A 17,782-nucleotide genomic window follows, 5' to 3' on the forward strand; every position below is an offset into this window, starting at 1 on the left:
AGCTATTTTGCGCGTCCCCACAAGTCATACTCCCCCGCCTCATCAACTTCAACGGTTGCCAAATCACCGGCCTGCAACCCGTCGATTACCTCATCAATGAACAGGTTGCCGTCGATCTCCGGCGCATCCGATTTGGTGCGGCAGGTGGCGATGCCGTCTTCGTCGATGTCGTCCACGATGACCTGCATCGTCTGGCCGACCTTGGCCGCCAGCTTGGCCTCGGAGATCGCCTGGGCCTTCTCCATGAACCGCTCCCAGCGCTCTTGTTTCACCTCTTCCGGCACGTGGTCCGGCAGGTCGTTTGAGCGGGCGCCGTCGACGTTTTCGTATTTAAAACAACCCACTCGGTCCAGCTGCGCCTCGTCCATCCAATCGAGCAAATGCTGGAACTCCGCCTCCGTCTCGCCCGGAAAGCCGACGATGAAGGTGGAGCGCAGGGTGATGTCGGGGCAGGTCTCGCGCCAGGCGCGGATTTCGTCCAGCGTTTTGGCAGCGGCGGCGGGGCGGGCCATGCGCTTCAGCACATCCGGGTGGGCGTGCTGGAAGGGGATGTCCAGATAGGGCAGCAGCGCGTTCTCAGGGTCCGCCATCAGCGGGATCAGCTCGCGCACATGCGGGTAGGGGTAGACATAGTGCAGCCGCACCCACAGCTCATCCGCCGGCGCCAGCCTGCCCAGCTCGCGGGAGAGGTCGAGGATATGGCTGCGCACGTCCTCCCCCTTCCAGGGGTGGCCGGAATACTTGCGGTCAAGACCATAGGCAGAGGTGTCCTGGCTGATCACCAGCAGTTCGCGCACCCCTGCCTCCACCAGCTTCTCCGCCTCGCGCAGCACCGCGTGGACCGGGCGTGAGGCCAGAAGCCCGCGCATGTCCGGGATGATGCAGAACTTGCACTTGTGGTTGCAACCCTCTGAAATCTTGAGGTAACTGAAGTGGCGCGGGGTCAGTTTCACACCCGCCGCGGGCAAGAGATCCACGTAAGGGTTCGGGCTGGGCGGCACCGCCGAATGCACCGCGTCCAGCACCTGTTCATACTGGTGCGGGCCGGTCACCGCGTGGATGCGCGGGTGATGCTCGCGGATGTAGTCCGGCTCAGCGCCGAGGCAGCCGGTGACGATCACCTTGCCGTTTTCTTTCAGCGCCTCGCCAATGGCCTCCAGGCTTTCCGCCTTGGCGCTGTCGAGGAAGCCGCAGGTGTTGACGATCACCGCATCGGCGCCGGCGTAATCGGGCGAGATGCCATACCCTTCCGCGCGCAGCCGGGTCAGGATGCGCTCGCTGTCCACCAGCGCCTTGGGGCAGCCGAGCGACACCATGCCGAGGGTCGGCTGGCCGTCACGGGGGGCGTCGCGGAACTGCGGTTCCGGGGCAAGGTCAGGGCGGAGGCTGGGCGGGTTGCTGGACGGGGTACGGGTCATGCGCGCGCATATATCAGGAATGCGGCAGGAGGCAAGGAAAACGGGGAGTGCCGGCCGTGCACCGCCTGTGCACCCCCTGTGCACCGGGGCGGTGCATTTTGCCGTTTTTTGCCATCGCCCGGCCGCAGGCCGGGCAGCGCCCGACCCTCCCCACGGGAGGGCGCTTCGCACCCACCCAGGTTCAGGCGCTGCCCTCCGTTAGATGTTGAAGCGGCAGCCCAAAAGCCCGAAGCTTGCGGCAAAGCGAATTTGCATGACGAGAGCAATTGATGCGTGACAAGACTGAAACGCCGGAGGCCCCATCCGCCCCGCAGCGCAAGCTGACCCCCGCCAATGAGAACCCCTGGTATGTGCTGATGACGCTTTATGGGGGTCATCAAGAAGCAAACCGGAAATCAATGGGTTCTGAGCCTAGGAAAGGGCTTGTGCGGGGAGGGGTCTTAAAAGTAGCGTATCCGTTAAAAAACTAAGCTTCTGGTAGTGGAAAATGACGTGCTCTCCTGCCGCGACAACCTAAATGAGGGGGGCATACATTGGCTGTAAGCATGATGTATCACGTACTGAAACAGAACGTTTTTGTGGGCAGTGTTGTTACGGCTCTTCTGAGTGCAAGCGGGTTGAATGCTGAAGGTTTGCTATCGAAGAGCGATTGTCGGCTGATTGAAGAATACTCGACCTCCGAGAACAGGCCGTTTGCAGAGCATTTTGCACAATTGGCTCACGACTTCCATTGGTGTGGGCAGAGCGATGACGCTTGCATTGAGCCCATTAGAAAGCGCGTTCAAGACTATTATGTTGTAATCAAAGGGGATCAGCATTTTTCGTCTACGGCAATAGCTGAAGTGGCTGAAGACGCGTTATCAACTGTACTCGCGAAAATAGAACTTGTTACTGGCGTTAAGGCGATCAGGGAGAAACCCAAAGGCACAAGAAACTTTGTTTTTCTGGTCTATGTTGATGAGGAGATTGCGCTGCGCAGGTTTGATGAATATATCTCAGCATGGATAGCGCCAAATAGCGTAGCTATAAGCTCAGGCCGGAAGAAGCAGTTGACTATGTTGTTTCAACAATTTTTGGATCAGCAGCAGAACTGCTTGACGGTTCATCATTTTGGAAGTGTAAGTCATACAAGATATGACGAAATTGAGAAAGCTCAAGTCTGGATCCGTAGTGACCTAAGCGAATTTGAAATGCGACGCTGTATTGCGGACACAATGTACAGGTCATTTGGACTATCTGGCGTAGCTGCTGGTCATGACATTTTTTACTATCCATTTTCCCGTGAAGCGGGCGATGTTGAACTGTCGGATTTTGATTTTCTCTTGATGAAAATTCTGTACTGGGATGGGCTTCCCAGGGGTGCTCAAAAGCAGGATAGCATAAAGATCATTGATGATCTCATTTTAAAGAGCTGTTCTGTGATTGAGCGTTAGCTGTGACTGTGATCATTTACGCACTCGTCATTTATTGACTATAAGTCCCGACCCTAAGCAAGAGCCACTAATAGCCCGCGAAAGTTGCGCCACAATCCGCCACCTCCTCGCCAAACAAGGCCTCCCCGAAGAAGAGCATTTCTTCTTCCGCCGCGAGATGCATTTTGCGGGCAAGATCGGCTCCCACTGGCAGCGGCTGCCCTATCTGCTGTTCGGCCTGTTCTCGGAATACGGCTACTCTATCCTGCGGCCGACGCTGTGGCTCTTGGGGATCTGGGCCTTGGGCTTTGCTGCCTTCTGGGGCTACCTCGCAGGCTGTTGCGTGCCGGCGCCGGACAGCGTGATTGAGCGGCCGATGGGATCGGCGATGGCGCTCAGCTTCTCCAACCTGTTTCCGGTTTTCGGGTTCGGGCGGGTGTACTTCGAGGCAGGCTTTTTCAGGGAATTGCCTCCGGTGCTGCAATTCTACTCCGGCCTCCAGACCGTTGCCAGCCTGCCTTTGCTGTTCTTCCTCGGCCTGGGGCTGCGCCAGCGGTTTAGGCTTCGGTAGAAGGACACTCTTCCCGGATCGCATAGCGATCCGGTTCGCGCCCGGCCCGCCCCGTCATGCCGGAGGCGTGCTAGCAGCACGGCGGCGGGCGCGAACCTCACGTTCGAGGAACCACTTCCCGCATTGCACCCTCTCTCCCAGGCGCTAAGCTGGGGAAAAGACCCTCGGTGGAACACCTTGCCGCAACGGGGGACAAGACATGAGGAGTGGGCCGATGAAGCTGATTATCCGGGTCGTGACGGCGCTGGTGCTGACGGTGGCTGTCTTGCTGGGGCTGGTGCTGCTCTTGCCGGGCGAGAAGATCGCGCAGCTGGCGGCGGATCAATTGGAGGCGCAGACCGGGCGCAAGCTGGAGATCGGCGGCAAGGCGCGGTTCACTTTCTGGCCCACGCTGGGGGTCAAGGCGGATGCGGTGACGCTGTCCAACGCCGATTGGGCCGGGCCGGCGCCGATGCTGAGCGCGGAGCGGCTGACCATCGGGGTGTCGGCGGCGGATCTGCTGCAGGGCGACGTGCGGGTCACCGAGATTTCCGCCATCCTGCCGCATCTGAACCTGGCAACGCGGGAGGATGGCACCGGCAACTGGGTGTTTGACAGCGGCGCGCCGGCAGCGGGCGGCAGCGCAGCGGGCAGCAGCGGTGGCGGCGCGCTGCCGCTCAGGATCGAGGCGGTGGAGCTGACCGGCGCCTCGCTGCGCTATGCGGCACATGGGCAGGCGCCGGTGGAGATGAAGAACACCGACCTCAGCCTGCGGTGGCCGGATCCTGCCGGCACCGTGGCGGTCAAGGCCACCCTGCGCCCGGCGGGGGAGCCGGTTGTCATTGACGCGGAAATCGGCACCTTTGCGGCCTTCCTGGCGGGGGAGGTGTCCTCGGTCGGCGCCTCGGTCACGGCGCCCGGCGGCATCGGCCGGTTTGACGGCCACGCGGCGATCAGCGGCGAGGCCAGCGGGCGGCTGACCTTCGGGGCGGAGGATGCCTTGCAGACCGGGGTGGCGCTGGGGGTGTTCCTGCCGGATGCGCTGGCGCAGAAGGCGGTGTTTGGCGCCGATGTGACCTATACCGCGGACGGGCGGCTGTCGATGCGCGACCTGTCGGCGGAACTGGGCCGCAACCGGGTGACCGGTGCGGCGGATGTGGAGCTTGGCGCGCGTCCCAGGATCACCGCGCAGCTGCAGGGCGGGGCGCTGGATTTCTCCGACTTCAGCGGCAGCCAGGGCGGTTCCGGCGGCGGCGCTGCGGCGGGCGGCTGGCCGAAGGAGGCAATCGACGCCTCGGCGCTGGGGCTTGCGGATGCGGTGGTGGGGCTGAGCTTTGACAGCCTGAAGACCGGCGGCGTCACCCTGGGGGCGAGCAAGCTGAACCTGGAGATCGACCGCAGCCGGGCGGTGCTGAAGTTCCTGCCCGCGTCGATGTTCGGCGGCCAGGTGCAGGGGCAGGTGGTCGCCAACAACCGGAACGGGCTGTCGGTCGGCGGCAAGCTGAATTTCAACGGCATCCGGCTGGAGCGCGCCCTGGGGGAGACCGCGGGCTACAGCCGCCTCAACGGCGAGGCGCTGGGGGAGCTGGAGTTTCTCGGCTCCGGCAATTCGGTGGATGCGATCATGCGCTCGCTCAGCGGCAAGGGCTGGCTGGAAGCGGGTAAGGGGTTCTTCACCGGCTTTGACCTGGAACAGCTGATGCGTTCCGGCGGCAATGGCGGCAGCACTGTGTTCGACCAGCTGACCGCCAGCTACACGATTGAGGGCGGCAACCTGCGGAACCAGGACCTGCTGGTGCTGCTCAAGGGGTTCCGGGCTGATGGCAAGGGGCGGATCGGCCTGGGAGCGCGCGATCTCGACTATCTGTTCACACCGCAGATCGTGCGGGCGGGCAGCGATCAGGTGCTGACCATTCCGGTGCGGATCACCGGCCCCTGGGAAGACCCGCAGATCCGCCCGGATCTGAGCCAGGCACTGCAAAACCGGATCGGCGATGTGGAGCAGGAGGCCAAGGACCGGGTGCGCCAGAAGCTGGCGGAGGAGCTGAACCTGGAAACGGAGATCGCACCGGAACAGGACGTCAACGATGTGCTGAAACAGCGCATCGAGCAGGAAGCCCGCGATCAGCTGCTGAAACTGCTCGGCGGCGACTGAGCGCCCCGGCCGGAGGCCGGGTCAAGGAGGGCCGAAGGCCCCCGGGCGCAGCCCGGCCTGTCCTTGACGCGGCTGCAGGCGTTTTACACTGGAGAACGCGCATCTAAGGGCAGACCTGACCTTAGATCGCTTCTCAGCCAAACAAAAAGCGCCCGCCGAAGGCGGGCGCCGGTCGCCTGCGTCAGCAGGCGAAATCCCTCATTCAAGCGGGGCTCAGATAGTCTGGTCGTAGTCACCGACCAGCGGTTCGGTGCGGATTACCGCATCGATATCTGCAAAGATCGCCCGCATTTCCGCTTCGCTTTCGGAACTTTCGCAGACCACCACCAGGTTCGGCGTGTTGGAGGACGCCCGCACCAACCCCCAGGAGCCGTTGTCCAGGATCACCCGGGCGCCGTTCACGGTCACGACGTCCTTGATGGCGCGGCCTGCAAATTGCTCGCCTGCCTCATGCTTGGCGACCAGTTTCTGAACCAGCCGCTCCAGCACGGTGTATTTTTCGGTGTCGGCGCAATAGGGCGACATGGTGGGGGTCGACCAGGTCTTGGGCAGCGCCTTGCGCAGGTCGGACATCGACTGGCCCGGGTTGCGGTCCAGCATCTTGCAGACCTCGACCGCCACCCGCATGCCGCAGTCGTAGCCGCGGCCCACCGGTTCGGCCAGGAAGTAGTGGCCGGACTTCTCAAACCCTGCCAGGGCGCCGATTTCCTTGACCCGCCGCTTCATGTGGCTGTGGCCGGTTTTCCAGTAATCCGCGGTGACGCCGTTCTTCTGCAGCTCGGGATCGCTGGCAAACAGGCCGGTGGATTTCACATCCGCGACAAAGGTGGAGTTCGGGTAGAGCTTCGACAGATCGCGGGCCATGATCACGCCCACCTTGTCGGCAAAGATCTCCTCGCCCTCGTCGTCGACCACGCCGCAGCGGTCGCCGTCGCCGTCAAAGCCAAGCGCCAGATCGGCGCCGGAAGCCTTCACCGATGCCGACATGTCGTGCAGCATTTCCATGGCTTCGGGGTTCGGGTTGTAATGCGGGAAGGTGTAGTCGAGCCGGTTGTGGCTTTCGACCACCTCAACGCCGATGCGCTTGAACAGCTCCGGCGCAAAGGCAGAGGCGGTTCCATTGCCGGTGGCGCAGACAACCTTGAGCGGGCGGGACATTTTGAAACCGCCGGTCAGATCGTCCAGATAGGCCTCCTTGACGCCGTCCACGAATTCATAGGAACCGCCGGGCGCGGGCTGGCCTTCGCCGTTCAGCACGATATCGCGCAGTTCGCCCATCTCGTCGGGGCCGTGGGTCAGCGGGCGGTCAAAGCCCATCTTGACGCCGGTCCAGCCGTTGGGGTTGTGGCTGGCGGTGACCATGGCGACCGCGGGCACATCCAGGTGGAACTGGGCGAAATAGGCCATCGGCGACAGCGCCGGGCCGATGTCCTTGACCTGAATGCCGGCCTGCATCAGGCCCAGGATCAGCGCATTTTTGATCGCCAGGGAATAGTCGCGGTAGTCGTTGCCGACCGCGATCACCGGGTCGATGCCGCGCTTGCGCATCTGGGTGCCCAGACCCAGGCCCAGGGCAGTCATGCCGGGGAGGTTGATCTCCTCCGGGTATTTCCAGCGGGCGTCATACTCGCGGAAACCGGTGGGCTTGATCATCGCGTCGCGCAGGAAGCTCCAGGTGTTCGGGGTCACCTCGGACTGGGGTTTGGTCATGTCTCGAAATCTCTTTTTGGGGTCAAATACGGATCGGATCGGCCTTGGCCAGCGCATCAAAGCGCATCAGGCTTTCGATCAGCTGCGGCATCTGGTCAAGGTAGATCATGTTCGGCCCGTCGGAAGGCGCGTTGTCGGGGTCCTGATGGGTCTCGATGAACACCGATGCGATCCCCAGCGATACGGCTGCGCGCGCCATCAGCGGTGCGAATTCACGCTGGCCGCCGGTGGAGCCGCCCTTGCCGCCGGGCTGCTGGACGGAGTGGGTGGCATCCATCACCACCGGGTAGCCGCCCTGCGCCATCTGCGGCAGCGAGCGCATGTCGGCCACCAGCGTGTTGTAGCCGAATGAGGTGCCGCGCTCGGTCAGCAGGATGTTCTGGTTGCCGGTGCTTTCCACCTTGGCAACCACATTGGCCATGTCCCAGGGCGCCAGGAACTGGCCCTTTTTGATGTTCACCGCTTTGCCGGTGCTGCCCGCGGCCAGCAGCATGTCGGTCTGGCGGCACAGGAAGGCCGGGATCTGCAGGATATCGACGGCCTCAGCCGCGGCTGCGCATTGCGCCTCAGTGTGGACATCGGTCAGCACCGGCACGCCAAACTCGCTGCGGATCATGTCCAGCACCTTCAGCCCCTCGTCGAGCCCGAGCCCGCGCTTGCCCGAGAGCGAGGTGCGGTTGGCCTTGTCGTAAGAGGCCTTGAACACGAACTGGGCGCCGGCCTTGCCGCAGGCGTCCTGCAGCTGGCCCGCGATCATCCGGGCGTGGTCCGCTGTTTCCAGCTGGCAGGGGCCTGCGATGATGGTCAGCGGGCGGTCGTTGCCAACGGTGAGGCCGGCGATATCGATGTTTTTCATGAGCTTCCGATAGCTTTACGAGGATACCTGCTCCCGCAGGATCGACGCGGTGAGCGAACACATCAGATAAATACCGGAAAAGATCAGGAATGCCAAAACGGTATTCTCGAACTTGCGCGGATAGGAGGGTTCCTGGCTCGGCACTGGCTCCACCGCGGTGGTCAGATAGCGCACCTGGCGGTTGGCCTCCAGACGGGTGGTTTCCACTTGCTGCAAGGCGGATTGCAGCATCAGGTCGCGGGTCGCCAGATCGGCCTGGGCCATCTGGATCTGGATGCGCAGGCTGGCCAGCGAGTTTTCGCCGGCCGAGGCATCGACCATCTTGTTGTTCAGGCTGGCGATCACCGCCTCCAGCCGCCGGATGTCGGCCTCAGCACCGGAGACCTTGGCCCGGTTGGGGCGCGCATTGTCCTGCAGCGCGGCCAGTTCCAGCCGCTTTTCCTCCAGCTGGATTTCAAAAGTGCTGATCTGCTGGCGCAGCGAGGCGACCACGCCTTCGGGGTCCAGAACCGACCCCTGCTGCTGCAGCACCACCAGCTGTTCCTGGGCGGCGCGGCGCTGGGCCTCGGCATCGGCTAGCGCGGATTCCGCCTCTGACATCTGGTCGGCGCGTTTTTGCTGCGACAGGTTGTTCACCTTCTCCTGCGCATAGGAGATCAGCTTGCGGGAGAATTCCGCCGCCGCTTCGGGATCGGCGGCAGAGACCTCCATCCGCACCACGCCCTCCGTCGGGTCATAGCCGATCTTCACGTTGCGGCTGTAGGTGGCATAGGCCTCCTCGTTGGTAGGGTCGCTTTCCAGGCGCTGGATCGGGTCCAGCCAGTCTTGGGTGAAATGCGCCTTGAAGCCCGCCTCGCGGTCCAGCCGCAGCATCGCCTCCTTAGACATCAGGTAGCTTTGCACCGCGATCAAGTCCTGGCTGGTGGCAAACTGGGTGCCCGACAGCAGCCCGCCGACGCCGCCGGCGGCGCTGTCGGCCTTGAGCACCAGGAACTCGGATTTGGAGGAGTACATCGGCGTGGCGACGGAGTAGAAGTAATAGCCCGCAGCCAGCGTCGGCAGCATCACGAAGAACGCCACCCGGGCGGCCAGCAGCGACAGCTTGCGGCGGCGGCGGCGGGCGATATCGCGCTGGATTTCCTGGATTTCGCGGGTCCGCCGCTCTGCCGGGCTCAGCTCGGTGGAGGGCAGGGTGGTCTTGGCGGCCGGCACGGTCTGCGGCAGCTGCACAGAGCCGGGCGCCGGCGGGGTGCCCGCGGGCTGCGCCTTGTTCTGCGGCACCACCAGTTCCAGCATGTTGGCGCGCTTGAACGGGTCGATGCCGCGCTCGCGCAGCATCCGCACCGCCTCGAAATCGGAGGTGGCGGGCAGGTTGTGCTTCTGCGCCATCCGGCGGGCAAGGCGCAGCTGGCGCCCGGTCAGCCCTTCCTGGCGGATGGCGTCGATATCGGTTTCCATCCTGGTTTCGCGGGCCGAGCTGACCATGCCCGACACCGGCGCGCCCGCGGCGGCGCTGCCGGAGGGCGCGGCAGAAGGCGAGGCAGAGGGCGCAGCAGACCGCGGGGAAGACGGGGCAGGTGCCGCCGGGGCCTCCGCTGGCGCTGCCGCCTGCGGCTGCGGCGGCTGTTCAGCCGGGCGCGGGGCAGCGGCGGCTGCGGCCTGGTCCTGCGGCGGGGTGCTGGTTCCTGCGGCAGCGGGGCTGCGGCGGATGCGGAACTTCTTAGCTCTCGGTTTCGTAGTCATAGAGCTGTTTCGCTTCTTCCAAAGTGTCAAACATATGCAGCTGCCCCTGCAACAGAACAGCAGCCGAACGGGCAAATTTCTCCAGCGTCTTGGCCTGGTGCGAGACGATGATGATGGTGGTGGTGGCCAGCCGCTCCTGCAGGATTTCGCCTGCCTTGCGGTTGAACTCCACATCGGTGGTGCTGGGCATGCCTTCGTCGATCAGGTAGACGTCGAAGTCCAGCGCCAGCATCAGCGAAAAGCTGAACCGCGCCCGCATCCCCGAGGAATAGGTGCCCACCGGCTGGTCGAAATACTCCCCCAGGCCGCAGAGCCAGCGGCAGTACGCCTCCACATAGTCCGGGTCCAGCCCGTAGAGCTTGGCGATGTAGCGGCAGTTTTCCATCGCCGACAGGCGGGTGATCACCCCGCCCATGAAGCCGAGCGGAAAGGAAATCTTGCAATTGCGGCGGATCTCGCCCTCATCCGGTTTTTCGAGCCCCGCCATCATGTTGATCAGCGTTGTCTTGCCGGTGCCGTTGGGCGCCAGCACGCCCAGCGATTTGCCGGGCTCGATACGGAACGACACGCGATCAAGGATCACCTTGCGCTGGGTTCCGGTCCAGAAGGACTTGCTGACGTTTTCAAACTCAAGCATCGCTTGTTCCGGTGCTGCTCGTGCGGCCCGCTTGGGGGCTCTGTCTGCCTCATTATCTCACAGGCGCTGACCCGCGCCCATGGCTCTTTGTTATCAAAAGAGTGTTAATGGCCTACGCGGGGAATTTGGCCTTATTATGTCGAATTGTGACATAAATCATCAACCAAGTCTTAACCAAATTGCCTTGTATCCGCGCCGCAGCGGCGGGAAATTGCAGGCAGACGGGGAGTGCGGGGCGCAACATGTCTGTTTCCGGTTCAGAAACAATCAAAGCCAGCCGGCAGCTGAAGGAACAAATTCGCGGCTGCCGGATCTGTGCCGCGCGCTTTGCGGCCACCGCCACCGCGCATGAACCGCGCCCGGTGGTCTGGTTCCGCCCCTCCGCCCGGATCCTGATCGCAGGCCAGGCGCCGGGCGCGCGGGTGCATGAGAGCGGCCGGCCCTTCACCGATCCCTCTGGCGACCGGCTGCGGGCCTGGCTGGGGCTGAGCGAGGCTGAGTTTTATGACAAGGACCGGGTTGCGGTGGTGCCGATGGGGTTCTGCTTTCCCGGCTACAACGGCAAAAAGGCCGACCTGCCGCCGCCTGCCATCTGCGGCAAGACCTGGCACGCGCAGGTGATGGCGCAGCTGCCGGATGTGCAGCTGAAGGTTCTGGTCGGCGCCCATGCGCAGCGCTACCACCTGGGCTGGAAGGGCTCTGTGACGCCGCTGGTGCAGGGCTGGCGGGATCATGCGCCGCAGGTCTTCCCCTTGCCGCATCCCTCCTGGCGTAATACCGGATGGCTGAAGAAAAACCCCTGGTTCGAGGCGGAGCTGCTGCCGGTTCTGCAGGCCAGGGTGAAGGAGCTGATGCGATGACAGAAGAGACCCCGCTGGATCTGGCCCATGCCGCGATGGAGGCCGCGCCCGAGGACGATGCTGCGCGGCTGCGGTTTTATGAGCGGCTGGCCGATGCAGAGCTGTTCCTGATGCTGGCGGCGGAGGCGGATGGCGATCAGATCACGCCGGAGCTGTTTGAGACGCCGGAGGGCGCCTTTGTGCTGGTCTTTGACCGCGAGGAGCGGCTGGCGGCCTTTGCAGGCCAAGCGGTGCCCTATGCGGCGCTGTCGGGCCGGGTGGTTGCGCAGATGCTGGCCGGGCAGGGGGGCGGCCAGGAAATTGGCCTGGGGCTGAACCTTGAGGTGGCGCCTTCGGCGTTCCTGATCCCGGCAGAGGCCATCGCCTGGCTGCATCAGACCCTCGGCCATGCACCGGAAGAGGTGGAGGCAGGCGTCACCGGGTTCACCGCCCCCAAGGGTCTGCCGGAGGCGCTGCTGACCGCACTGGATGCCAAGCTTGCCACTGCGGGCGGGCTTGCGGCGGCGGCCTATCTGGCCGGGGTCCGCTACGAGGGCGGCGGGCAGGGGCATCTGCTGGGTTTTGTTGGCGCAAAGGAGGCCGCGCAGGCCTCGCTTGCCAAGGCCGCCAGCGAGGCGCTGACCTTCTCCGGGATTGAGGCGGGGGCGATGGATGTTGCGTTTTTCGAGGCCGCGGACCCGGTGGCCGCCAGCCTGGCCCGGGTTGGGCTGCGGTTCGATCTGCCGCAGCCGCCTGAGCCGCAGAGCTATCAGCCGGAAATCCCGGGCAGCAACCCGGACAAGCCGCCGCGGCTGGTTTAGCGGTTGAAAGAACAGGAAGGGGGGAGGCTCCCGCCTGTTCCAGCACATTCGGGGAATGTGCCTCACAGTTGGGGGTGGCGCTGTGCAGCGCACAGCGCAAGGAAGCCTGCTGAGAAGCGCTTAAGGGCAGGCCTGCCCTTAAGGCGCCATGGCAAGGCTGTGCCTGCCAATTGCCGCGTCAAGGGTAAACCGCGCGATGCGCGGCTGCTGGCGCAGCCCTTGACCCGGAAACTGGCAGGGGTAGCCCGCAGACGGTGGCGCGCCGCGCGTCAGCGCGGCGCCGTGCCCAAGGCCGCATAAGCAAGCCCGGGCCTTGCCCGGGGGTGCGCGGGCGCGGGAGCACCCGGCAAGGCCTGGGCCGGGGTGTTTGCGGCCAAGCGGTTACTCTGCCGCCGGTTCCAGCTTGTCCTGGGTGCGGGTCTCGAAATCGCTGGCGTCGTGGCGCTCGTGCAATTGCAGCTCCAGATCGCCGAAGGAGCGGTTCACCATGCGGCCGCGCTGCACCGCCGGGCGGGCGTCGATGGCCTTGGCCCAGCGGACCACATTGGTGTAGCTTTCAACGTCCAGGAACTCCGCCGCATCATAGAGGCGGCCCAGCACCAGCTGGCCGTACCAGGGCCAGATCGCCATATCGGCGATGGTGTAGTCTTCACCCGCGATATAGGTCCGCTCTGCCAGCTGCCGGTCCAGAACGTCCAGCTGCCGCTTGCTCTCCATCGCGAAGCGGTCGATCGGGTACTGCCATTTCTCCGGCGCATAGGCGTAGAAATGGCCAAAGCCGCCGCCGAGGTAGGGCGCGCTGCCCATCTGCCAGAACAGCCAGTTCAGCGTCTCGGTGCGCGCAGTACCGCCCTCGGGCAGGAACTCGCCGAATTTCTCCGCCAGATGCATCAGGATCGAGGCGCTTTCAAACACCCGCACCGGTTCATCGCCGCTGCGGTCCAGGAGCGCCGGGATCTTGGAGTTGGGGTTGATCTCCACAAAGCCCGAGCCGAACTGGTCGCCATCGCCGATCCGGATCAGCCAGGCGTCATATTCGGCGCCTGCGTGGCCCTTGGCCAGCAGTTCTTCCAGCATAACCGTCACTTTCACCCCGTTCGGGGTCGCCAGCGAGTAAAGCTGCAGCGGGTGCTTGCCCGCGGGCAGCTCCTTATCGTGGGTCGCACCGGCGATGGGACGGTTGGTGGAGGCAAACTCGCCGCCGTTTTCCTGGTCCCATGTCCAGACCTTGGGCGGGGTATAGGGGGTATCGCACATCTGTCGGGCCTTGCTTTGATTGTTTCCTGAAACCGGTCAATCGCACGCGCTGCGGCAATTGGCTTTGGCAGAGATAAGGGGATATTTACAAATTCCAATGACTGGAAGGTATGGGCAGCGGAAATTTTTCAAAACCTCACAGAAGCGGCGCTTGCGGACACAGAGGCGTGAACCCCCCTTCGCATTTGCTGCAGGCCCTATAATGTCTGTTTCGAAGCCGGACGGGATGCCGGTGCCCAACTTGAAGCGATCACCGATGAAAGGGATGATTTCATGAAGCGTTTTGCATTTGCTGCTGCGGCAGCGCTGAGCTTTGCAATGCCGGCCTTTGCCGGTGAGCAGTATGTCGACGGCACCGGCTATGCGGTGTCGGGCTATGACGTGGTGGCCTACCGCAGCCTGGAGATGAACCCGGTCGGCACCCCGCAGACCGCGCCGGTGCGCGGCAGCACCGAATTCACCGCCGAGTACAATGGCGCCACCTGGGCGTTCTCCTCGGCGGAGAACCGCGACAAATTCGCGGCCGATCCCGCCTATTACGCGCCGCAGTATGACGGCCACTGCGCCTATGGCGTCTCCAAGGGCGGCAAGGTTCCGGCCAACCCGAACCTGTGGCGCATCGTCGATGACAAGCTGTACCTGAACATCACCGATGTGGTGGTCGGTTTCTGGGAAGAAGACATCCCGGGCAACATTAACCTGGCAGAGGGCAACTGGCCGGGGATCGAACCCAAGGCGGCCTCGGACAGCGTGATCCCGAAGTTCACCTCTGAAGGCCCGGTTGCGAACTGATCCGGCCCGCGGGCCGCAGGGCGCCTGCGTTTTCAACAGGCAAGACAGGAAACCCGCGCTGGCGAGCGCGGGTTTTTTGCTGGTTTTTGCAACGCTGGCCTCAGCCGGCCCGGCCAGAAAACCGGTCAGCAGGGCGGCGATCCGTTCCGGCTGGTCCTCCATTGCAAAATGGCCGCAGTCCTCCAGCACGTCCAGTTCCGCGCCCGGAATGGCCTCCTGCAGCCGGTAGGCCCAATCCGCGGCCTGCCAGGCATCATCAGCACCCCAGATCAGTTTGACCGGCAGCTTGCCCAGCTCATGCAGGCGGTCTGCTATCTCCATCGTGTGTTTCGGGTCGTAATGGCGGATCTGATGCTGGAACAGGCTGCCTTGGCCGATGGGGCCGGAGATGAAATCGAGGTAGGTCTCCAGCGGCCCCTCTGCCAGCCTTTGCTTGTTCTGCACCGCGGACAGCAGCCACTCCCGGAAATGCGCCCGGTGATCCGCATCGGGTTTCCTGATCAGCGCCTCCAGCCCCTCCTGCATCTGCTGGCGGGTGCGTTTGGAGGGGTAGCTGTCATAGCTGACCGCGTCGATCAGCGTCAGCGAGCGCAGCCGTTCGGGGGAGAAGATGCCAAGACGCTTGGCGACGGCGCCGCCGATGTCATGGGCAATGATATGAGCGCTCTCCAGCCCCCAATGGGAGAGGAGACCCTCCAGAATTGGCACCTGAGCGCTGATCGAGGTGTCGATGGCCGGATCGGCCGGGCGTTCTGACAGCCCGTAGCCCAGCAGGTCGTAGACATGAACCTGATGGCCTGCCTTGACCAGCGCGGGCATGACATTGCGCCAGATCAGCGAGGAGGACGGGGTGCCGTGGATCAGCACAACCGGCGTGCCCGCGCCATGCACGCCATGGGTGATGCGGGTGCCGTTGATCAATATGTGTTCGGTGACGATGTGGTCCATGTGTCAGCTCCTTGTTTGCTGGAATGGAACATGCCTCCGGATTATGCATGACTCAAATGAGTTGATTTGATTGTGTGATCGAAATTTGTCATGATTGGCGCAAGAACCGGAGACAGGAGACCCGCATGAGCCACCGCATGGAAATTGACGCGCTGCAGGCGCTTTGCGCGGTGCAGGACTGCGGCGGGGTGACCCGGGCGGCGGAGCATCTGGCGCTGTCGCAATCCGCGGTCTCGCATAAAATCAAACGCTTGGAGGAGCGGCTTGGCCGCGGCCTGCTGGCCCGGCGCAGCGGCGGGCCGCTGTTCACCGAAGACGGCCAGCGGCTGCTGGGCTACGCCCGCCGCATTCTCGCCCTGCATGACGAGGCCCTGGCCAGCCTGATCAGCCAGCCGCTTAAGGGCAGCATCCGGCTGGGCATGACCGAGGACACCACCAGCAGCGGGCTGTCGCGCATCCTGGGCCGCTTTGCCCGGCTGCATCCGGAGGTGCAGGTGCGCACCCATGTGGCGCAAAGCCTGACGCTGGAGCAGCAGCTGGCGCGCGGCGAGGCGGATCTGGCGGTGATGCAAATCTTCCAGAGCCGGCTGCAGCCGTCGGATACGGTGCTTTATGAAGACAGCCTGCACTGGGTGAAATCGCCGGATCTGCCCTTGGTGCCGGACCGCCCGGTGCCGTTCCTGGCCTTTGATGCGCAGTGTTTCTACAAGCATTGGGCCGAAGAGGCCGGATCAGAGCGCGGTGCGGGGCTGGTCACGGTTCTGGAATGCGCCAGCGTTGCCGGGATTGCCTCTGGCGTGGTGTCGGGGCTGGGTGTGGCCTTGCTCAACGCCCGCCATATTACACCGCAGATGGAGGTCATCGACCATGTGATGGGGCCGCCGCCGCCGCCGCTTGCCTATGTGGTGCGGATTGCGGCGAAGTCCCGCTCGGCTGCGGCCAAGGCGCTGGCAGCGGAGATTGTCCGCGAGGCGGGCGGGCAAAACCGTGTCAGCGCCGCGTAGCCCGCGGCGGTCAAAACAAAAAACCCGCGCCGGGGCGCGGGTTTCGAATACTGTACGATCGGCGCCGGTCAGCGGCGGCGGTCGCGGCGCGAGGACATCGGCTGGAAGGCCACGCCCACATGCGCCTCGCAATAGGGTTTGCCCTGCTGCGCGGGCAGGCCGCAGAACCAGAAATCCTCGGTCGCGGGGTCGCCGACCGGCCATTTGCAGGTGCGCTCGGTCAGCTCCATCAGGCCCAGCTTCTTGGCTTTCTTTTCGATCTCGTTGACCTTGGCCAGCGCCTCGGGGCTGATTTCATTGGCGGAGGGCTGCGGCGGCAGCGGCTGGCCGGCCGGGATGATCTGGCGGCGCGCAGGCGTTGCCGGCTTGGCTTCGGCCGCGGGCTGCGCGGCGGCGGGCCGTGCCGGTTCGGTCTTGGGCTGCGGCTTGGGCTTGGGGGCTGCCGCAGGTTTCGGCGCCGCGGCGGCGGGGGCGGCTGCGGGCTTTTCCTTCGGCTCGGCAGCCTTGGCAGAGCCGCTGTTGCGGTTGGACAGGCCGAGGCGGTGCACCTTGCCAATGACGGCGTTACGGGTGACGCCGCCCAGTTCCTTGGCGATCTGGCTGGCCGACTGGCCCTCGCCCCACATTTTCTTGAGCAGTTCGACGCGCTCGTCTGTCCAGGACATCTGTTGCCTTTCCAAGCTAATAGCGGCCCCAGGGGTTCTGCGGCCGCCATCATATTCCGTGTGATCGCCCTATTCTAATCACTGCGGGCGGAGTTACAAGGCATCTTGCGCCTATTGGCACAGCCGTTATGCAGTCCGGGCAAGGAAACGCGAGGGGCAGCATGGCGGATCAGGGCTATCAGGTGGAATTGGGCGCGCGCCGGTTCGGGCGGGTGAACTGGCTGGGCCTCAAGGCGCTGGCCTGGCGCGAGGTGAAGCGGTTCCTGGCGGTCTGGACCCAGACCCTGCTGGCGCCGCTGGTCACTGCGGCCTTGTTCCTGATGATCTTCAACATCGCCATCGGGCCGAAGCGCGGTGATGTGATGGGGGTGCCCTTCCTGACCTTCCTGGCGCCGGGCATCATGATGATGACGGTGATCCAGAACGCCTTTGCAAACACCTCATCCTCCATCGTTATTGCCAAGGTGCAGGGCAATATCGTCGACACTCTGATGCCGCCCCTGTCGGGGCTGGAGATCCTGCTGGGCTACCTGGCGGGGGCGGTGGCGCGCGGCACGCTGGTGGCGCTGGGCATCGGGCTGGGGCTGATGGCGGTCTTGCAGATCGTGCCCGCGCACCCGCTGACGGCGCTGGTGTTCATCGTGCTGGGCGCGGCGTTCCTGGGGGGCTTGGGCATTGTGGCGGGCGTGTTTGCGGACAAGTTCGACCAGATGGCGGCGATCACCAATTTCATCGTCACGCCCTTGGCGTTCCTTTCCGGCACCTTCTATTCGGTAGAGGCATTGCCGCCGGTTCTGAAAGTGATCTCGCATCTGAACCCGGTGTTCTACCTGATCGACGGGGTGCGATTCGGGGTGATCGGCACCTCTGACAGCCCGCCCTTGCTGGGGCTGGCGGTCTGCAGCGGCGCCACGCTTGCCGTTTGCACCCTGGCCTGGGTGATGCTGCGGACCGGCTACCGGTTGAAGCCCTGAT

Annotated in this window: 17 protein-coding genes and 1 pseudogene; 10 read left to right on the top strand and 8 right to left on the bottom strand. The window is 64.0% G+C overall.

Features of this window, described 5'->3' with window-relative positions:
- Positions 1–2: 2 nt before the first annotated feature.
- Entirely contained in the window at positions 3–1,418 is a 1,416-nt protein-coding gene (gene rimO, locus ACXAEK_RS11340; RefSeq protein WP_475041992.1) for a 30S ribosomal protein S12 methylthiotransferase RimO, read from the bottom strand.
- 269 nt (positions 1,419–1,687) lie between these two features.
- Here rimO and ACXAEK_RS11345 point away from each other — a divergent pair, with 269 nt between their 5' ends.
- From ACXAEK_RS11345 to ACXAEK_RS11360, 4 genes are all read left to right on the top strand, one after another.
- Positions 1,688–1,888 (top strand): hypothetical protein, encoded by a 201-nt coding sequence (locus ACXAEK_RS11345; RefSeq protein ID WP_475041993.1) that lies wholly within the window; start codon positions 1,688–1,690, stop codon positions 1,886–1,888.
- Between the two features lie 63 nt (positions 1,889–1,951).
- A complete protein-coding gene (locus tag ACXAEK_RS11350; RefSeq protein WP_475041995.1) occupies positions 1,952–2,851 on the top strand; it encodes a hypothetical protein in 900 nt (299 codons plus the stop codon).
- Positions 2,852–2,885: 34 nt separating this feature from the next.
- The gene (locus tag ACXAEK_RS11355) at positions 2,886–3,401 is read left to right on the top strand and encodes a hypothetical protein (protein WP_475041996.1); all 516 of its coding nucleotides are present in this window, start codon (positions 2,886–2,888) and stop codon (positions 3,399–3,401) included.
- 214 nt (positions 3,402–3,615) lie between these two features.
- Positions 3,616–5,535, top strand: a complete 1,920-nt coding sequence (locus ACXAEK_RS11360) for an AsmA family protein (RefSeq protein ID WP_475041997.1) — start codon at positions 3,616–3,618, stop codon at positions 5,533–5,535.
- Positions 5,536–5,748: 213 nt separating this feature from the next.
- Here ACXAEK_RS11360 and ACXAEK_RS11365 read toward each other — a convergent pair whose 3' ends face one another.
- Genes ACXAEK_RS11365 through ACXAEK_RS11380 form a run of 4 tightly spaced genes read right to left on the bottom strand, consistent with a single transcriptional unit; the run spans position 5,749 to position 10,481 of the window.
- Positions 5,749–7,245, bottom strand: a complete 1,497-nt coding sequence (locus tag ACXAEK_RS11365) for a phosphomannomutase/phosphoglucomutase (RefSeq protein ID WP_475041999.1) — start codon at positions 7,243–7,245, stop codon at positions 5,749–5,751.
- Between the two features lie 22 nt (positions 7,246–7,267).
- Positions 7,268–8,101, bottom strand: coding sequence for a 3-deoxy-8-phosphooctulonate synthase (gene kdsA, locus ACXAEK_RS11370; protein ID WP_475042000.1), 834 nt, complete (start codon positions 8,099–8,101; stop codon positions 7,268–7,270).
- Between the two features lie 15 nt (positions 8,102–8,116).
- Entirely contained in the window at positions 8,117–9,844 is a 1,728-nt protein-coding gene (locus ACXAEK_RS11375; protein ID WP_475042002.1) for a KpsE/RkpR family capsule polysaccharide export protein, read from the bottom strand.
- On the bottom strand, positions 9,822–10,481 hold the full coding sequence (locus ACXAEK_RS11380; protein ID WP_475042004.1) for an ABC transporter ATP-binding protein: 660 nt from the start codon (positions 10,479–10,481) through the stop codon (positions 9,822–9,824). Before ACXAEK_RS11380 ends, ACXAEK_RS11375 begins: the two co-directional genes overlap by 23 nt.
- A gap of 242 nt (positions 10,482–10,723) precedes the next feature.
- On the opposite strand from ACXAEK_RS11380, the gene ACXAEK_RS11385 reads away from it, so the two are divergent.
- Both ACXAEK_RS11385 and ACXAEK_RS11390 read left to right on the top strand, forming a co-directional pair.
- Positions 10,724–11,341 (top strand): uracil-DNA glycosylase family protein, encoded by a 618-nt coding sequence (locus tag ACXAEK_RS11385; RefSeq protein WP_475042005.1) that lies wholly within the window; start codon positions 10,724–10,726, stop codon positions 11,339–11,341.
- Positions 11,338–12,141, top strand: a complete 804-nt coding sequence (locus ACXAEK_RS11390) for an SseB family protein (RefSeq protein ID WP_475042007.1) — start codon at positions 11,338–11,340, stop codon at positions 12,139–12,141. The genes ACXAEK_RS11385 and ACXAEK_RS11390 overlap by 4 nt, the downstream gene beginning before the upstream one ends.
- A gap of 381 nt (positions 12,142–12,522) precedes the next feature.
- On the opposite strand, the gene yghU is transcribed toward ACXAEK_RS11390, so the two are convergent.
- Positions 12,523–13,398 (bottom strand): glutathione-dependent disulfide-bond oxidoreductase, encoded by an 876-nt coding sequence (gene yghU / locus ACXAEK_RS11395; RefSeq protein WP_475042009.1) that lies wholly within the window; start codon positions 13,396–13,398, stop codon positions 12,523–12,525.
- Positions 13,399–13,671: 273 nt separating this feature from the next.
- Between yghU and ACXAEK_RS11400 the strand changes: the two genes are divergently transcribed.
- Positions 13,672–14,190: a YHS domain-containing (seleno)protein gene (locus tag ACXAEK_RS11400; protein WP_475042011.1), complete on the top strand. Its 519-nt coding sequence runs from the start codon at positions 13,672–13,674 to the stop codon at positions 14,188–14,190.
- A gap of 192 nt (positions 14,191–14,382) precedes the next feature.
- Here ACXAEK_RS11400 and ACXAEK_RS11405 read toward each other — a convergent pair.
- A pseudogene (locus ACXAEK_RS11405) lies at positions 14,383–15,009 on the bottom strand (alpha/beta fold hydrolase); the annotation flags it as partial.
- Here ACXAEK_RS11405 and ACXAEK_RS11410 point away from each other — a divergent pair.
- Both ACXAEK_RS11410 and ACXAEK_RS11415 read left to right on the top strand, forming a co-directional pair.
- Positions 14,974–15,189 (top strand): hypothetical protein, encoded by a 216-nt coding sequence (locus tag ACXAEK_RS11410; protein ID WP_475042013.1) that lies wholly within the window; start codon positions 14,974–14,976, stop codon positions 15,187–15,189. The pseudogene ACXAEK_RS11405 and the gene ACXAEK_RS11410 overlap by 36 nt on opposite strands.
- Positions 15,190–15,263: 74 nt before the next feature.
- Complete coding sequence (locus ACXAEK_RS11415; RefSeq protein WP_475042015.1) at positions 15,264–16,142, top strand: LysR family transcriptional regulator; 879 nt, start codon at positions 15,264–15,266, stop codon at positions 16,140–16,142.
- A 68-nt stretch (positions 16,143–16,210) separates the two neighbouring features.
- Here the strand turns inward: ACXAEK_RS11415 and ACXAEK_RS11420 are convergent, their stop codons facing one another.
- On the bottom strand, positions 16,211–16,807 hold the full coding sequence (locus ACXAEK_RS11420; protein WP_475042017.1) for a GcrA family cell cycle regulator: 597 nt from the start codon (positions 16,805–16,807) through the stop codon (positions 16,211–16,213).
- A gap of 161 nt (positions 16,808–16,968) precedes the next feature.
- On the opposite strand from ACXAEK_RS11420, the gene ACXAEK_RS11425 reads away from it, so the two are divergent.
- A complete protein-coding gene (locus tag ACXAEK_RS11425) occupies positions 16,969–17,781 on the top strand; it encodes an ABC transporter permease (protein ID WP_475042018.1) in 813 nt (270 codons plus the stop codon).
- The last annotated feature ends 1 nt before the right edge of the window (position 17,782 follow it).

This window comes from Leisingera sp. ABM4_101, from assembly GCF_056158725.1.

Bases quoted from the DNA above. Each gene is read 5' to 3' on its own strand.
- ACXAEK_RS11375 (WP_475042002.1), bottom strand. From the start codon at position 9,844: ATGACTACGAAACCGAGAGCTAAGAAGTTCCGCATCCGCCGCAGCCCC.
- kdsA (WP_475042000.1), bottom strand. From the start codon at position 8,101: ATGAAAAACATCGATATCGCCGGCCTCACCGTTGGCAACGACCGCCCG.
- ACXAEK_RS11415 (WP_475042015.1), top strand. From the start codon at position 15,264: ATGAGCCACCGCATGGAAATTGACGCGCTGCAGGCGCTTTGCGCGGTG.
- ACXAEK_RS11345 (WP_475041993.1), top strand. From the start codon at position 1,688: ATGCGTGACAAGACTGAAACGCCGGAGGCCCCATCCGCCCCGCAGCGC.
- ACXAEK_RS11385 (WP_475042005.1), top strand. From the start codon at position 10,724: ATGTCTGTTTCCGGTTCAGAAACAATCAAAGCCAGCCGGCAGCTGAAG.
- ACXAEK_RS11410 (WP_475042013.1), top strand. From the start codon at position 14,974: ATGAACCTGATGGCCTGCCTTGACCAGCGCGGGCATGACATTGCGCCA.
- yghU (WP_475042009.1), bottom strand. From the start codon at position 13,398: ATGTGCGATACCCCCTATACCCCGCCCAAGGTCTGGACATGGGACCAG.
- ACXAEK_RS11360 (WP_475041997.1), top strand. From the start codon at position 3,616: ATGAAGCTGATTATCCGGGTCGTGACGGCGCTGGTGCTGACGGTGGCT.
- ACXAEK_RS11390 (WP_475042007.1), top strand. From the start codon at position 11,338: ATGACAGAAGAGACCCCGCTGGATCTGGCCCATGCCGCGATGGAGGCC.
- ACXAEK_RS11400 (WP_475042011.1), top strand. From the start codon at position 13,672: ATGAAGCGTTTTGCATTTGCTGCTGCGGCAGCGCTGAGCTTTGCAATG.
- ACXAEK_RS11420 (WP_475042017.1), bottom strand. From the start codon at position 16,807: ATGTCCTGGACAGACGAGCGCGTCGAACTGCTCAAGAAAATGTGGGGC.
- rimO (WP_475041992.1), bottom strand. From the start codon at position 1,418: ATGACCCGTACCCCGTCCAGCAACCCGCCCAGCCTCCGCCCTGACCTT.
- ACXAEK_RS11425 (WP_475042018.1), top strand. From the start codon at position 16,969: ATGGCGGATCAGGGCTATCAGGTGGAATTGGGCGCGCGCCGGTTCGGG.
- ACXAEK_RS11365 (WP_475041999.1), bottom strand. From the start codon at position 7,245: ATGACCAAACCCCAGTCCGAGGTGACCCCGAACACCTGGAGCTTCCTG.
- ACXAEK_RS11380 (WP_475042004.1), bottom strand. From the start codon at position 10,481: ATGCTTGAGTTTGAAAACGTCAGCAAGTCCTTCTGGACCGGAACCCAG.